This is a genomic window from Streptomyces sp. NPDC107575 (assembly GCF_055657265.1).
Map to the genome: position 1 here is coordinate 595990 of NZ_JBVKBG010000002.1, position 15385 is coordinate 611374.

11 protein-coding genes are annotated in these 15385 nt (G+C 72.4%); 10 read left to right on the plus strand and 1 reads right to left on the minus strand.

What is annotated here, in order from left to right; translation table 11 throughout:
- Window positions 1-107: 107 nt before the first annotated feature.
- From ACZ7L4_RS09375 to ACZ7L4_RS09420, 10 genes are all read left to right on the plus strand, one after another.
- Window positions 108-2519 carry an MFS transporter gene (locus ACZ7L4_RS09375; protein ID WP_472101130.1) on the plus strand — a complete coding sequence of 804 codons (2412 nt, stop codon included), beginning with the start codon at window positions 108-110 and terminating at the stop codon, window positions 2517-2519.
- Between the two features lie 518 nt (window positions 2520-3037).
- On the plus strand, window positions 3038-5419 hold the full coding sequence (locus tag ACZ7L4_RS09380; RefSeq protein WP_472101132.1) for an ATP-binding SpoIIE family protein phosphatase: 2382 nt from the start codon (window positions 3038-3040) through the stop codon (window positions 5417-5419).
- An 85-nt stretch (window positions 5420-5504) separates the two neighbouring features.
- Complete coding sequence (locus ACZ7L4_RS09385) at window positions 5505-6230, plus strand: class I SAM-dependent methyltransferase (protein WP_472101134.1); 726 nt, start codon at window positions 5505-5507, stop codon at window positions 6228-6230.
- A 153-nt stretch (window positions 6231-6383) separates the two neighbouring features.
- Window positions 6384-7217: a M55 family metallopeptidase gene (locus ACZ7L4_RS09390; RefSeq protein WP_472101135.1), complete on the plus strand. Its 834-nt coding sequence runs from the start codon at window positions 6384-6386 to the stop codon at window positions 7215-7217.
- Window positions 7210-8562, plus strand: coding sequence for a M20/M25/M40 family metallo-hydrolase (locus ACZ7L4_RS09395; protein ID WP_472101136.1), 1353 nt, complete (start codon window positions 7210-7212; stop codon window positions 8560-8562). The genes ACZ7L4_RS09390 and ACZ7L4_RS09395 overlap by 8 nt, the downstream gene beginning before the upstream one ends.
- Window positions 8563-8668: 106 nt before the next feature.
- Window positions 8669-10780 carry an LpqB family beta-propeller domain-containing protein gene (locus ACZ7L4_RS09400; protein ID WP_472101137.1) on the plus strand — a complete coding sequence of 704 codons (2112 nt, stop codon included), beginning with the start codon at window positions 8669-8671 and terminating at the stop codon, window positions 10778-10780.
- Window positions 10777-11700: a S66 peptidase family protein gene (locus ACZ7L4_RS09405; protein WP_472101138.1), complete on the plus strand. Its 924-nt coding sequence runs from the start codon at window positions 10777-10779 to the stop codon at window positions 11698-11700. The genes ACZ7L4_RS09400 and ACZ7L4_RS09405 overlap by 4 nt, the downstream gene beginning before the upstream one ends.
- Window positions 11701-12065: 365 nt before the next feature.
- The gene (locus tag ACZ7L4_RS09410; RefSeq protein ID WP_472101139.1) at window positions 12066-13847 is read left to right on the plus strand and encodes a CocE/NonD family hydrolase; all 1782 of its coding nucleotides are present in this window, start codon (window positions 12066-12068) and stop codon (window positions 13845-13847) included.
- A 130-nt stretch (window positions 13848-13977) separates the two neighbouring features.
- Window positions 13978-14220 (plus strand): LapA family protein, encoded by a 243-nt coding sequence (locus tag ACZ7L4_RS09415; RefSeq protein WP_425827773.1) that lies wholly within the window; start codon window positions 13978-13980, stop codon window positions 14218-14220.
- Window positions 14221-14253: 33 nt separating this feature from the next.
- Window positions 14254-14865, plus strand: a complete 612-nt coding sequence (locus ACZ7L4_RS09420) for a GNAT family N-acetyltransferase (RefSeq protein ID WP_472101140.1) — start codon at window positions 14254-14256, stop codon at window positions 14863-14865.
- On the opposite strand, the gene ACZ7L4_RS09425 is transcribed toward ACZ7L4_RS09420, so the two are convergent.
- A complete protein-coding gene (locus ACZ7L4_RS09425; protein ID WP_472101141.1) occupies window positions 14862-15203 on the minus strand; it encodes a DUF6204 family protein in 342 nt (113 codons plus the stop codon). The two genes, ACZ7L4_RS09420 and ACZ7L4_RS09425, sit on opposite strands and share 4 nt — an antisense overlap.
- Window positions 15204-15385 lie beyond the last annotated feature (182 nt).

Genomic DNA, 15385 nt, shown 5'->3' on the forward strand with positions numbered 1-15385 from the left:
GGCGGATACGTCGATCCGGCCCACCTGAACAGCGACTCGTCGCGCTTGCCCCCAGTTGTCGCGTAATGCGAGAAATGGCCGCGCAAGGGTGACGAGGGGAGCTGCAGGTGGGCACGGTGACGCTGGTGACCGATCCGGTCGGGGAGCCGGTGGCCCCGCCCGACCTCCCGCCGGAGCCGCAACGGCCCGCGGAGCCCGCCGAGTTGCCCGGCGCGCACGGGCTCAGCCCGCGCCGCGTGCGCATGGTCTTCGTCGGCCTGATGCTGGCGCTGCTGCTCGCCGCCCTCGAGCAGATGATCGTCGCCACCGCGCTGCCCCGCATCGTCGGCGAACTGCACGGCCTGGACAAGATGTCCTGGGCGATCACCGCCTACCTGCTGACCTCCACCGTCGGCCTGCCGATCTACGGAAAGCTCGGCGACCTCTTCGGCCGCAAGGGCGTCTTCCAGTTCGCGATCGTCGTCTTCATCATCGGCTCCGCGCTCGCGGGCCGCGCCCAGACGATGGACCAGCTCATCGCGTTCCGCGCCCTCCAGGGCGTCGGCGCGGGCGGCCTCATGATCGGCGTACAGGCGATCATCGGCGACATCGTGCCGCCCCGCGAACGCGGCCGCTACATGGGCCTGATCGGCGCCGCGTTCGGCCTCGCCTCGGTCGCGGGCCCGCTGCTCGGCGGCTACTTCACCGACCACCTCTCCTGGCGCTGGTGCTTCTACATCAACGTCCCGTTCGGCCTGCTCACCCTCGCCGTGACGGCCGTCGTCCTCAAGCTCCCCAAGCCCACGAAGAAGCCCCGACTCGACGTGCTCGGCGCCCTGTTGCTGGCGTCGGCCTCAACCTGCCTGGTCCTGCTGACCAGTTGGGGCGGCACCGAGTACGAGTGGGGCGACCGCGTCATCATCGGGCTCGGCGCGGGCGCCCTCGCCTCGACGCTCCTGTTCCTCCTCGCGGAGAAGTTCGCCGCCGAACCCCTCATCCCGCTGCGGCTGTTCCGCGACTCCGTGTTCAACATCAGCGGCCTCGTCGGCATGGTCGTCGGCGTCGCGCTGTTCGGCGCGGCGAGCTATCTGCCGACGTTCCTGCAGATGGTCGACGGGGCGTCGGCGACCGAGTCGGGACTGCTGATGCTCCCGATGATGGGCGGAGTGGTGGTGGCCTCCATCGTCTCCGGCCAACTCATCAGCCACACGGGCAAGTACAAGCTGTACCCGATCCTCGGCGGCGCCCTGTCGACGGCGGGCATGTACCTCCTCTCCCGCCTCGAAGTCGACACCCCCCGCCTCGAATACAGCGTCTACATGGCCGTCCTCGGCGCGGGCATCGGCCTGATCATGCCGGTCCTGGTCCTCGCCGTGCAGAACTCCGTAAGCGCATCGGACCTCGGCACCGCGACCAGCGCCAACAACTACTTCCGGCAGATCGGCGGCAGCGTCGGCGCCGCGATCTTCGGCACGCTCTTCGCCGACCGGCTCACCGACTCCCTCGCCGACCGGGTGCCCACCACCGGGCAGGGCCTGCCCGACGCCGAGTCCATCACCCCGCAGCTCGTGCACGCGATGCCCGCCGCGCTGCGCACCCCGTACATCGAGGCGTACGCCGACGCGATGCCCCGGATCTTCCTCTACTTGGTGCCGGTCCTCGTCCTGGGCCTGCTCCTCGCCTTCTTCCTCAAGGAGACCCCGCTCTTGTCCAGTTCCGCCGCTTCCGTCGGCTCCGACACCCATGCCGTCCCCGCGCAGGAGCGCGCCTCCGCGTACGCCGCCGGGGTCCCGGTCTCCGGGACCGTACGGCACTCCGACGGCACGCCGGTGCCGCGCGCCGCGCTCACCCTCATCGACGTGGGCGGCTCCCAGATCGGCCGCGGCGCGAGCGGCGACGACGGCCGCTACGCGCTCGCGACGCCGGGCACGGGTTCGTACGTCCTGATCGCGGCGGCGGGCGGCCACCAGCCGCAGGCGGTGACGGTCACGGTGGGCGAGCGGCCGGTCGACCTGGACGTGGTGCTCGGCGGCGCGGGACGCCTGGCCGGTTCGGTGCTGACGGCCGACGGCACTCCCGTGCGCGAGGCGATCGTCACGCTCACGAACGTGCACGGCGAGGTGGTCGCGACCACCCGCAGCGGCCGCGAAGGCTCCTATGTCATCACGGAGTTGGTGGCGGGGGAGTACACCCTGGCCGCCAGCGCCCCGGCGTTCCGGCCGGCCGCGATGCCGGTCACGGTGATGGCCTCCCGTGAGACCCGTCAGGACGTGGAGCTGGCGGGCGGGGCGATGCTGCGGGGGACAGTGCGGGCGGGTGGTGGCCGGCCGGTGGAGGACGCGCGCGTCACGCTCCTCGATGTGGCGGGCAACGTGGTGGACACCATGACGACCGGCCCGGACGGCACGTTCCGCTTCCTGGACCTGGCCTCCGGCGAGTACACGGTGATCGCCGCGGGCTACCCTCCGGTCGCGACGGTCCTCCAGGTGGCAGGCGGCACCCGCACGGACCGCGACCTCCAACTGGGCCACGAGGACTGACCGGCCGTCCCGTGGCCGGAGCCCGCCGCCCTGAGCACGCGGCACCGGGGGCCGCCTTGCCCACCCTGCCGCCCTAGGCGGCAGATTGCCCAAGTCGGTAACGGCCGACCGCAACGGGTGGGGAGCCGTTCTGGCGGCGGGTTGCCCGAGGTGGTGGGGCCGACCGTGACGGGTGGGGAGCCGGTTCGACGGCGAGTGCCCAAGCCGGGGGCGGCACCCCGTGAGGCCGACGCCCCTGGAGGGGGCGGGTGGGCAAATCAAGCCCCTGCGGCGTTTGAGCAGCGGGGTCCGGGGCGGAGCCCCGAGGCCGTAACGCCGGTTCGGCAAATCCAGCCCCGCCGGCGATTGAGGCGCGGGGGCTGGGGCGGAGCCCCGGGGCGGGGGACGGGTGGCCGCAACCGGGGAAGTCAAGCGCCGCAAGGCAATTACCGCCAAGAAGCCACCCGTCAACCGGCGGAGCCGTACCGTGGAAAGAGGCGGCGCGCACCCCCGGCGCGCGGGAGGAAAGGAACGCGGCGATGCACGGCACCGGTCAAGCCCCGCAGGGCCGCGTCCCGCTTGCCGTCGTGGTCATCGACCACGCGGGCCGCGTCTCGCACTGGAGCAGCGGCGCCCGCCGCCTCTTCGGCCCGCCCAAGGAGGACGCGGTGGGCCGCCCCGCCGCCGACCTGCTGCCGGTCACCGGCGCACTCCCTCAAGAGGGCCCCGCCCCGCACGACTTGGAGGAATCCCTCGGCGGCCAGCTGTCCTACCCCGCCGCGGGCCGCGCCCGCCTCGACACCAGCGCGGAACCCCGCGACCGTATCGACGTCCTGTGGTGGGCGTACCCCCTGGTGGGCCCGGGCCCCGAGCGGCTGCTCGTCCTCGCCGCCGACGCCCGCCAACTCGGCGGCGACGCGGGGCCGGAGGTCGAGCGGATCGCCCCCGCCTTCGCGCTGCACACGGACTTCCCGGCGGCCGACGAGCTCGCCCGCAAGCTGCCCGAGATCCTGCCGAGCATGAGCGTCTCCGAGAGCGCCCGGATCGTGTCCCAGGTGCTCGAACTCGGCTACCCGGTCCTGGAGTTCAGTCAGCACGACCGGGTCCCCGTCACCGCGGACTGGGGCGTCTCCCGGCGCACCGAGCGCAAGGCGCGCCGCGCGGAGGCCGCCCGCGCCACGGCCCTCGGCGTGCCGTCCCCGCGCACCCCGCTCGACGACGCCGACACCGCCGAGGACCTCGAGTACGCGGCCGTGCGCGACCGCCTCGAATTCCTCAACGAGGTGAGCGGACGCATCGGTTCCTCCCTCGACCTCTCCCGCACCATCGTCGAGGTCAGCCGCGCCGTCGTCCCGCGCTTCACCGACGTGGCGGGCACGTACCTGCGCGAACAGGTCGTCGCAGGCGAGGGCTTCCCCGAGGGCGCGCCCGACGCCACCACCATGTGGCACCGCGTCGCCCTGGAGCACACCGACGAACCGGGCCGCTGGGACGATGTCGTACCGGTCGGCGAGTCCATGCCGTTCCCGGTGCACACCCCGTTCTTCCAGTGCATGACCAGCGGCGACCCGGTCCTCGTGCCGTACATCTCGGAGGAGATGGGCAACGCGATCGCGTCGCAGTTCGAGAAGCGGGACATCCGCCCGCTCATCAACCACCGCTCGATGCTGGTGGTGCCGCTCAAGGCGCGCAACGTCGTCCTCGGCTTCATGATCCTGCTCCGCCACCAGGAGCGCCCCGTCTTCAACGACATGGACCGCGCCACCGGCGCCGAACTGGCCGCCCGCGCGGGCCTCGTGCTCGACAACGCGCGCATGTACACGTACCAGGAGGCTGTCGCCGAGACGCTCCAGGACAGCATGCTGCCGCAGATCGATCCGCACATGCCGGGCTGCGACATCGCCACCCGCTACCTGCCGGGCACACTGCTCGGGCGGGTCGGCGGCGACTGGTTCGACTCCATCAAGCTGCCCGGCGCGCGCACGGCGCTGGTCGTCGGCGACGTGATGGGCCACGGCCTCAACTCGGCGGCGATGATGGGCCAGTTGCGCACCGCCGTGCAGACGATGGCGGCCCTCGACCTGCCGCCCGCCCAGCTCCTGCGCAACCTCGACGACCTGGCGCAGCGCCTCGGCGACAACTACCTCGCCACCTGCCTCTACGCCGTCTACGACCCCATCGCGGGCGAGCTGCACCTCGCCAACGCCGGGCACATCCCGCCGGTCCTCGTACGCGCGGCCGACGGCGGCAGCGAACTCCTCGAACTGCCCACGGGCGCGCCGATCGGCGTCGGTGGCGTGCCCTTCGAGTCCGTACGGGTCCCGGTCGCGCCCGGTGACCGCCTGGTGATGTGCACGGACGGCCTGGTCGAGGTGCGCGGCGAGGACATCGGTGTGGGGCTCGCGACGCTCTGCGAGTCCGCCGCCCACCCGGCCGCCTCCATGGACGACGCCTGCGACACCATCATCCGCTCGCTGGCCACCAGGGGCGGCCGCAAGGACGACGTGGCGCTGCTGCTGGCCCGGCTCAACGGGTTCGAGCGCGAGGACGTGGCCCACTGGACGTTCGACCCGGAGCCCGCCGAGGTGCCACGCGCGCGTGCCCTCGTGACCGAACAGCTGGGACGGTGGGGCCTGTTGGGCATCGCCGACACCGCCGAACTGATCGTGAGCGAACTCGTCACGAACGCCGTGTGCTATGCGCGCGGCGGCCCCGTGCAGCTGCGCCTGGTGCGCTCAGGGACGCTGCTGTGCGAGGTCGAGGACACCGAGCACGCGCTGCCGACGCTGCTCAACGCGGGACCCGGCGACGAGTTCGGACGGGGGCTGCGCGTGGTGGCGCGGCTCTCGCGCGCGTGGGGCACGAGCCGCACCGCGACGGGAAAGACCGTGTGGTTCGAACTTTCCGCGTCGTCCCGGTGAAGGTGCGTACGGCGTGCTTGTGGGGCGCGGCCCGGAGCGGTAGACCGATCTGACACTTCGGCTGCCGCACCCTGGGGAGGGTTCCATGAGCGTGAGCGAGCGCTACAGGGAAGCGTGGGAGAGTTTCTGGGAGGACGCGTCGGCGGAGCCGGGCGGGGTCTTCTGGGACTCGGAGCCCGCACTGACGGCGGGGCTCCATCTCGCCCTGTTCGAGCCCGAGTTGGCCGCTCCCGATCTGCCGATGGTGGACCTCGGCTGCGGAAACGGGACACAGACCCGCTTCCTCGCCGACCGCTACCCGAGAGTCGTCGGCGCCGACCTGTCGGCGGCCGCCCTCGGCCGGGCCCGCGAGTCCGATCCCGCGGGACAGGCCGACTACCGGGAGCTGGACGCCACCGACAACGACCAGATGGGCTTCCTGCACGCCGAGTTGGGCGACGTCAACGTCTATATGCGAGGCGTGCTGCACCAGAGCGAGCCCACCGACCGGCAGCGGCTGGTCGACGCCATCGCGGCGCTCGTCGGCGAGCGCGGGCGCGGCTTCGTGGTCGAGCTGTCGGAACGGGCGCGGCCGATCCTGGAGGAGCTCGCGGCAGGCCCCTCGGGGCCGCCGCCCAAACTGGGCGAGGTGTTCTCGCACGGGATCGCGCCCGGCGAGGTCTCCGACGACGCGGTGCCCGGGTACGTGGCGTCGGCGGGGCTCTCGGTGCTCGCGGCGGGCGAGCTGCCGCTCGTGACGACGGACTTCTCGCCCGACGGCGGGCGCATCGAGCTGCCGTCGACCTGGCTGGTGGTGGGACGGGCGGGCTGACTCCCCGAGCGATTCGCCGAGCGACTCCTCGCGTCGCTCCGCAACGCGCTGACGAGCGAGAACTCCGCTCTTCGGGTGGGAAATTGGTCTAGACCGCTGGGAGTTATCCACAGGTCTGGTGCGGCCTGGCCGGATCCGCGTACGGTTCTGGCCATGAAGATCCTCATCAGCGCCGACATGGAGGGGGCCACGGGCGTCACCTGGCCCGCGGACGTCCTCCCCGGCACACCGCAGTGGGAGCGCTGCCGGTCCATGTTCACGTCGGACGTGAACGCGGCGGCGCTCGGCTTCTTCGACGGCGGCGCCGACGAGGTGCTGATCAACGAGGCGCACTGGACGATGCGCAACCTGCTGCTCGAACAGCTCGACGAGCGGGTGCAGATGCTCACCGGGCGGCACAAGTCGCTGTCCATGGTGGAGGGAGTCCAGCACGGCGACGTCGACGGCATCGCGTTCATCGGCTACCACGCGGGCGCGGGCATGGAGGGTGTGCTCGCGCACACCTACCTGGCGAACCAGATCACGGGCGTCTGGGTCAACGACGTACGGGCGAGCGAGGGCCTGCTGAACGCACACGTGGTGGCCGAGTACGGCGTGCCCGTCGTCCTCGTCACCGGCGACGACCACGCGTGCGACGACGCGCTCGGGTACGCGCCCGAGGCCCGCAAGGTCGCCGTCAAGGACCACGTCTCCCGGTACGCGGCGGTGTGCCGCACCCCCGCGCGGACCGCCGCCGACATCCGGGCCGCCGCCAAGGACGCCGCGTCCATCGCGGTCCGCCACGAGCCGGTTCAGGGCGGCCCGTTCACGATCCAGGTGGAGTTCGACGCCGAGCACCTCGCCATGGCGTCGACCGTCGTGCCGGGCGTGACGCGCATCGGCGAGCGCAGGATCGCCTACACGCACGAGACCATGTACGAGGGCATCCGCACCTTCAAGGCGGTCACCACGATCGCCTCGGCCGCGGTGGAGGAACAGTATGGCTGAGCAGGACCGCAGCGCGGCATCCCTCGGGACCGTGGACCAACAGGCGCTCGACGAGGTCGTGACCTTCACCTCCGAGCTGATCCGCATCGACACCACGAACCGCGGCGGAGGCGACTGCCAGGAGCGGCCCGCCGCCGAGTACGCCGCCGAGAAGCTCTCCGAGGCCGGTCTGAAGCCGACGATCCTGGAGCGCACGGCAGGACGCGGCAATGTCGTCGCCCGCATCGAGGGCACCGACCCCACGGCCGAGGCGCTGCTCGTCCACGGCCACCTGGACGTCGTGCCCGCCGAGGCCGCCGACTGGAGCGTCGACCCGTTCTCCGGCGAAGTGCGCGACGGCGTCGTATGGGGCCGCGGCGCGGTCGACATGAAGAACATGGACGCGATGATCCTGGCGACCGTACGCCAGTGGGCGCGCGTCGGGTTCCGGCCGCGCCGGGACATCGTCATCGCCTTCACCGCCGACGAGGAGGCCAGCGCGGAGGACGGCTCGGGCTTCCTCGCCGACCAGCACCCCGACCTCTTCGAGGGCTGCACGGAGGGCATCAGCGAGTCCGGCGCCTTCACCTTCCACGACGGCGGCGGCAGGCAGCTGTACCCGATCGCGGCGGGCGAGCGGGGCACCGGCTGGCTGAAGCTCACCGCGCGCGGCAAGGCGGGCCACGGATCCAAGGTCAACAAGGCCAACGCGGTGGGCCGGCTCGCCGCCGCGATCGCCCGCATCGACGCGCACGAGTGGCCGGTGCGGCTCACGCCGACGGTGCGCGCCGCGCTCACCGAGATGGCCGCGCTGTACGGCATCGGGGCCGACGTGGACGCGCCGGACTTCGACGTGGACGCGCTGCTCGCGGCGCTCGGCCCGGCCGCGGCCCTCGTCGAGCCGACGGTGCGCAACAGCGCCAACCCGACGATGCTGTCCGCCGGTTACAAGATCAACGTGATTCCGGGGGACGCCACGGCGCACGTCGACGGCCGCTATCTGCCGGGCGGCGAGGACGAGTTCAAGGCCACCCTCGACAAGCTCACCGGGCCCGACGTCGACTGGGAGTACCACCACCGCGAGGTCGCCCTCCAGGCACCGGTCGACTCGCCGACCTACGCGCGGATGCGCGCGGCCGTGGAGGAGTTCGCCCCCGAGGGCCACGTCGTCCCGTACTGCATGTCGGGCGGCACGGACGCCAAGCAGTTCTCCCGCCTCGGCATCACCGGCTACGGCTTCGCCCCGCTCAAGCTGCCCGAGGGCTTCGACTACCAGGCGCTGTTCCACGGCGTCGACGAGCGCGTTCCGGTCGAGGCGCTGCACTTCGGAGTGCGCGTGCTCGACAGATTCCTGCGCACGGCCTGAGCCGCCCGCACGGATCAGTGGAAACACCCGCGGTGACACGGACTAGGAAATGATGGCGGACGCGAAGAACATGGGGGCCACCGGACAAATGCGGGGCGGGGACGACATGCTGCACACGCGAGAGTACGGATCCTGGCCGTCGCCGATCGACGCCGCACTGGCGGCGGCGCACGACGGACAGCCCGAATACGTCGGCTTCGTCGGCGCCGAGGCCTGGTGGACCGAGCCCCGGCCCACCGAGGCGGGCCGCCGCGCCCTGGTGCGCCGCCTCGCCGACGGCACGGAGCGCTCGGTCCTGCCCGCGCCGTGGAACGTCCGCAGCCGCGTCATCGAGTACGGCGGCCGCCCCTGGGCCGGGGCGGAGCGCCCCGAGGGCGACCGCGGGCCCCTCGTCGTCTTCGTGAACTTCGCCGACCAGCGCCTGTACGCGTACGAGCCCGACGCCCCGGGCGCCGAGCCGCGCCCGCTCACGCCCGTGTCCGACATCGGTGGCGGACTGCGCTGGGTCGACCCGCAACTGCACATCGAGCGCGGCGAAGTGTGGTGCGTCTTGGAGGAGTTCACCGGCGAGGGCCCCGGCGACCTGCGCCGCCTGGTCGCGGCCGTGCCGCTCGACGGCTCGGCGGCCGAGGACCGCGCGGCGGTGCGCGAACTCTCCGACGACGCCCACCGGTTCGTCACGACCGCCCGGCTCTCGCCCGACGGGCGGCGCGCCGCGTGGATCGCCTGGGACCACCCGCGCATGCCCTGGGACGGCACGGAACTGCTGCTCGCGGAGGTCACCGACGACGGCACCTTCGGCCCGACGCAGACCGTCGCGGGCGGCGTCGAGGAGTCCGTCTGCCAGGTCGAGTGGGCGGACGACGGGGGACTGCTGTTCTCCAGTGACCGCAGCGGCTGGTGGAACCTGTACCGGCTCGACGTGCGCGGCGGGTGGGAGGTCCCGCCCGGGGAGGCGCGGCGGTCCCTGGGCGCCGATCTGCGCGGCGCCCCCGCGCTGTCCGTACCCACGACCCCGCAGGGCTCCCTCGCCCGGCCGACGCTCGCCGCGGCCCGGCCGCTGTGCGCCCGCGACGAGGAGTTCGGCGGGCCGATGTGGAAGCTCGGCCTGAGCTGGTTCAAGCCGCTGGAGGCCGGCCTGATCGCCGTCGTGCACGGCGTCGGCGCCACCGCGCTCGGCATCCTCGACCCGGAGACCGGCGAGGTCGTCGACACGGCGGGGCCCTGGACGGCCTGGTCGTCGACGCTCGCCGTGCACGGCAGCCGCGTCGTCGGCGTCGCCGCGAGCCCGCGCACCGCGCCCGAGGTCGTCGAGCTCGACACCGGCACCGGGCACACCCGCGTGATCGGCGCCGCGCACGACGACCCGGTCGACCCCGCGTACTACCCGGAACCCCAGATCCGTACGTTCGCCGGCCCCGACGGGCGGGACGTCCACGCCCACATCTACCCGCCGCACAGCCCCACCCACGTGGCCACCGACGGCGAGCTCCCGCCGTACGTCGTGTGGGCACACGGCGGCCCCACCAGCCACGCGCCCCTCGTACTCGACCTGGAGATCGCCTACTTCACCTCGCGCGGCATCGGCGTCGCCGAGGTCAACTACGGGGGCTCGACCGGCTACGGGCGGGAGTACCGCAACCGGCTGCGCGAGCAGTGGGGAGTCGTCGACGTCGAGGACTGCGCGGCCGTCGCCCTCGCCCTCGCCGATGAGGGCACCGCCGACCGCGAGCGGCTCGCCATCCGCGGCGGCAGCGCCGGCGGCTGGACCAGCGCGGCATCCTTGACCAGCACGGACGTCTACGCCTGCGGCACGATCATCTACCCCATCCTCGACCTCACCGGCTGGGCCGAGGGGGAGACCCACGACTTCGAGTCCCGGTACCTGGAATCGCTGGTCGGGCCGCTCGCCGAGGTGCCCGCGCGCTACGCGGAGCGCTCGCCGGCCGAGCACGCCGACCGGCTCTCGGTCCCGTTCCTGCTGCTCCAGGGCCTCGACGACGTGATCTGTCCGCCCGTCCAGTGCGAGCGGTTCCTGGAGCGGGTGGAGAGCGAGGGGCGGCGGGTGCCGCACGCGTACATCGCGTTCGAGGGCGAGGGCCACGGGTTCCGCCGGGCGGACACGATGATCCGCGCTCTGGAGGCGGAACTCTCGCTGTACGCCCAGGCGTTCGGCCTCCAGCCGGACGGCGTCCCCACCCTCGAGCTGACCAAGTGAGGCCACTGCGCCGCCCGGAGCGGATGGCTCCGGGCGCGCGGGTCGCCGTCGTCGCGCCCAGCGGGCCGGTCCCCGAGGAGGCGCTGCAGACCGGCCTCGACATCCTGCGCGGCTGGGACCTGGAACCGGTCGTGATGCCTCATGTCCTCGACGTGCACGGCGAGTTCGACTACTTGGCCGGCTCGGACGCCGACCGGGCGGCCGACCTCCAGCGGGCCTGGTGCGATCCGGACGTCGACGGGGTGTTGTGCGCGCGTGGCGGGTACGGGGCGCAGCGCATGGTCGACCTGCTCGACTGGGAGGCGATGCGGGCGGCGCCGCCCAAGGTGTTCGTCGGGTACAGCGACATCACCGCCCTGCACGAGGCGTTCGCGGTGCGGCTCGGGGTGAGCACGCTGCACGGGCCGATGGTCGCCACGGCCGACTTCCTCAAGAATCCGCGGGCCCAGGAGCACCTGCGGGCGACGCTGTTCGAGCCGGAGACGGTGCGGGTGGTCTCCGCGGTGGAGGGCGGGGGTGGGGTTCTGGTGCCCGGGGTGGCGCGAGGTGTCACGCTGGGCGGCTGTCTTTCGCTGCTCGCGGCGGACCTCGGGGCGGTGGGGGCGAGGGACTCGGCGCGGGGTGGGTTGCTGTGTCTGGAGGACGTGGGGGAGGAGGCGTACCGGGTCGACCGGTATCTGACGCAGCTGCTGCGTGCGGGGTGGCTGGACGGGGTGGCCGGGATTCTGCTGGGTTCCTGGGCGGACTGTGACCCGCTGCGCGGGCTGCTGGAGGATCGGTTGGGCGGGCTCGGGGTTCCGGTGGTGGAGGACTTCGGGTTCGGGCACTGCGACGGGGCGCTCACGCTGCCGCTGGGGGTGGCGGGTGAACTGGACGCCGCCGCCGGCACGTTGACGCTGGACGTGCCCGCGCTTCGGTAACACGTGGCCGGGCCCCCGTCGTGTTGCGCGGCACCGGGCGCCGCCTTGCCCACCCTGCCGCCCAAGGCGGCAGATTGCCCAAGGCGAGACGGCCTCGGCCTGCACCGGCACATCAAGCCCCGCCGATGGGTGGGCAAATCAAGCCCCTGCGGCGATTGAGCAGCGGGGTCCGGGGCGGAGCCCCGATCTTTTTCAGCCCCTGCGGCGATTGAGGAGCGGGGTGCGGGGCGGAGCCCCGATCTTTTGAACCCCGTGGCGTGGGACGGAAATTCACCCGGCACGGTTCTTGCCCCCTGATGACACGTGCCACACGATGGCTCCGCGCTTACCGTTACCCGCCGGTAAGGCACACCGTGGAGGTCGCCGTGCCCAGATCCCGCATCACGCTCGCCGCCGCCCTGACCGTCATCGCCGCAGCCACATTGGCCGCACCCGCCACCGCATCCGCATCCGCCGCAGACGCCCCCGAGATCACGGCGACCCCCCTGAAGATCACCGTCCGCACGGCGGAGCGGACCTGCACCGTCGACGCCGACCTCTACCGCCCCGCCGGCGTCGACGCCGCGCACCCCGCCCCCGCCGTCCTGACCACGAACGGCTTCGGCGGCAGCAAGTCGGACGGCACCGGTGACACGGCGCGGGCCTTCGCCCAGCGCGGCTACGTCGCGCTCGCCTACTCCGGCCTCGGCTTCGGCAAGTCCGGCTGCCTGGTGTCGCTCGACGATCCGCGCATCGACGGCAAGGCCGCCTCCGCCCTCATCGACCTCCTCGCCGGCACCCGCGCCGCCGACGACGGCACGAAGATCGACTACGTCACCGCCGACAAGAAGGGCGACCCCCGCGTCGGCATGATCGGCGGCTCCTACGGCGGCGCCATCCAGCTGGCCACGGCCGCCGTCGACCACCGCGTCGACGCGCTCGTCCCGCTGATCACCTGGAACGACCTCGCGTACTCCCTGGACCCGCAGAACGCGCGGGGCCCGGCGGCCGCCGACGTCCCCGGCGCCTTCAAGTGGCAGTGGACCAACGGGTTCTACCTCATCGGCGAGGGCCAGCCGCTGCTCTCCCCGTCCCTCGACCCGTCCCGGATCAACAAGCTCAGCTGTCTGCACTTCGTCGACGACGCCTGCGCCACCATCCGCACGCTCAACTCCGGCCGCTACCCGGCCGCCGAGACCCAGCGGCTCCTCTCGTACGCCCGCAGCGTGTCCCCGGTCTCGTACCTGAAGCAGGTGAAGGCGCCGACGCTGCTCGTGCAGGGGCAGGCCGACTCGCTGTTCAACCTGAACGAGGCGCAGGCGACGTACGACACGCTCGCCGCGCAGGGCACGGCCGCCAAGATGATCTGGCAGTCCTGGGGCCACAGCGGCGGCCTCACCGACCCGGCCGCCGGTGAACTCAACCTCTCCGAGGGCAACCTGGAGACCAGCTACACAGGACGCCGCATCCTGTCCTGGTTCGACCGCTACCTGCACAAGAAGGACGGCACCGACACCGGGCCCGCGTTCGCCTACTACCGCGACTGGATCGCCGACCCGAACGGGACGTACGCGACCGCGCCGAGCGTCCCCGCGCTGAACCGCACGCTGTACCTCTCCGGCGACGGAAAGCTCGTCGACAACCGGAAGAAGGTCGCCCGCGGCAGCCGCGAGTACCGCAACTGGCTCGTCCCGACCAGCCACTCCGAGTCCTCGCTCGCCGGCCTCATCGGCCTGTCCGACCCGGCCCCGTACGACACCAAGGGCACGTACCTCGACTGGACCACCGAGCCGCTGACCGCCGCCACCGATGTCGTCGGCGCCCCGAAGGCGACGCTCAAGGTGATCTCGCCGAAGACGGAACGCGTGCAGAACTCCGGCGACGCGGCCGACAAGCTGGTGCTCTTCGCGAAGCTGTACGACGTGGCGCCCGACGGCTCGAAGACGCTGGTGCACCGGCTCGTCGCCCCGGTCCGCGTGCCCGACGTCACGCGCCCCTTCACGGTCTCCCTCCCCGGGATCGTGCACCGCTACGAGAAGGGCCACCGGATCCGGTTCGTGATCGCCGCGAGCGACGACGCGTACGGCGGCAACAAGGGGATCAAGCCGGTCACCGTGACCAGCGCCCCGGGCGACACCGGGACGGTGCAGCTGCCCGTCGTCCCTTAGCCGTCCCCTAGCCGTCCCCGAGTCATCACCCGTACGGGCCCCTGACCTGTGCGTTCGCGCCGCTTCCCCGGTCATCCTTGGCAGGGGAGGCGGCGACCGGCCTCCGGGGGAACGACGGAAGGGTCCACCGATGAGCCCCAAGGGCGGTTCGAGCTCCTCGAAGAGCGGCGGCTCCGGCGCGTTCACCCCGGCCAGGATCGGCGTGCTCGTCCTCGCCGTCCTCGGCCTGGTCTTCATCTTCGAGAACACCCGGCACGTGAAGATCCGGCTGCTGATCCCCGAGGTCACCGTGCCGCTGTACCTGGCGCTGCTGATCACGGCGGTGATCGGCGCGATCTGCGGCGGCTACTTCGTGTCACGCAGACGCAAGTGAAAGAGCTGGGCGACCGCTTCCTAAGCTGATCCGATGGCCGACCTACCCGCTCCGGACTCTCCCGCTCCGGACTCTTCCGCACCGGACTTTCTCGCCACGGGCACTCGCGTGGGCATCCGCCCCTACTCCCTCGCCGACCCCGACGTCGCCGAGTTCACGGCACGCGCCCGCGAGAGCGTCGAGCTGCACCGGCCCTGGCTGTTCCCGCCCACCGGTGCCGCCGCCTACACCGAGTACGCGGGGCGGCTCATCGAGGACCCGACCCGGCACGGCTTCCTGGTGTACGAGCGGGACGGCGGGGCGAGCGGCGCGGGTTCCCTCGCCGGGTTCATCAACATCAACAACGTGGTGCTCGGGGCCTTCCGCTGCGGCGCCCTCGGCTACGGCGCCTTCGCGCACGCGGCCGGGCGCGGACTGATGTCCGAGGGGCTCGGCCTCGTCGTCCGGCAGGCGTTCGGGCCCCTGGGCCTGCACCGTCTGGAGATCAATGTGCAGCCCGGCAACACGGCGTCGATCGCGCTCGCCCGCCGGGCCGGATTCCGCCTGGAGGGCCTCTCGCCGGACTTCCTCCACATCGACGGTGCCTGGCGCGACCACGAGCGCTGGGCCCTCACGGCCGAGATGACGAGGCAGGCGACCGACTAGCGGCGCGACTTCCGGTTGATCTTCATGGTGTCCATGTCGGTCACCGTCGAGCGCAGCTCCCCGTGCCCGTACCCGCGCTCCTTCAGGTACGCCTCCGCCTTCTCCTCGGCGAGCGCCCCGGCCATCTCCTCGCCGTCGTCGGGGTCGGACTCGACGACGTAGCGCATGGAGAAGTGCTTGAGCGTGCGGTCGTAGGCGAGCGAGCCCTCCGGGCCGAACTTCATGCCGGCGATGCCCTCGTGCTCGGCGACCTCGGCGAGCAGCCGCTCGCGCGCCGCGTCGGTGAGGCCTTCGAAGGCGGCGCGGACGATGACTCGGTAGGTGTGGCTCTCGGCCATGGTGGTGCGGTCTCCTCGGGCGTACGTACTGCCTGCCGGCCTGGCGCGGCGAAGGGCGGAAAGAGCCAGCGTACGGGGAGGCGGACGGGACGCCCACGGAATATTGCGGCGCCCGGGGCCGCCGCCGCTGCCCGGCTTTGCGCAATCCTGACCGGAGGCCACCCTGTTCAGCTCCCGCAGGA

What these genes read in the sequence shown, in the direction of transcription:
- ACZ7L4_RS09380 (WP_472101132.1), top strand. Translation starts at nt 3,038, where the DNA reads ATGCACGGCACCGGTCAAGCCCCGCAGGGCCGCGTCCCGCTTGCCGTC.
- ACZ7L4_RS09385 (WP_472101134.1), top strand. Translation starts at nt 5,505, where the DNA reads ATGAGCGTGAGCGAGCGCTACAGGGAAGCGTGGGAGAGTTTCTGGGAG.
- ACZ7L4_RS09390 (WP_472101135.1), top strand. Translation starts at nt 6,384, where the DNA reads ATGAAGATCCTCATCAGCGCCGACATGGAGGGGGCCACGGGCGTCACC.
- ACZ7L4_RS09395 (WP_472101136.1), top strand. Translation starts at nt 7,210, where the DNA reads ATGGCTGAGCAGGACCGCAGCGCGGCATCCCTCGGGACCGTGGACCAA.
- ACZ7L4_RS09400 (WP_472101137.1), top strand. Translation starts at nt 8,669, where the DNA reads ATGCTGCACACGCGAGAGTACGGATCCTGGCCGTCGCCGATCGACGCC.
- ACZ7L4_RS09415 (WP_425827773.1), top strand. Translation starts at nt 13,978, where the DNA reads ATGAGCCCCAAGGGCGGTTCGAGCTCCTCGAAGAGCGGCGGCTCCGGC.
- ACZ7L4_RS09420 (WP_472101140.1), top strand. Translation starts at nt 14,254, where the DNA reads ATGGCCGACCTACCCGCTCCGGACTCTCCCGCTCCGGACTCTTCCGCA.
- ACZ7L4_RS09425 (WP_472101141.1), bottom strand. Translation starts at nt 15,203, where the DNA reads ATGGCCGAGAGCCACACCTACCGAGTCATCGTCCGCGCCGCCTTCGAA.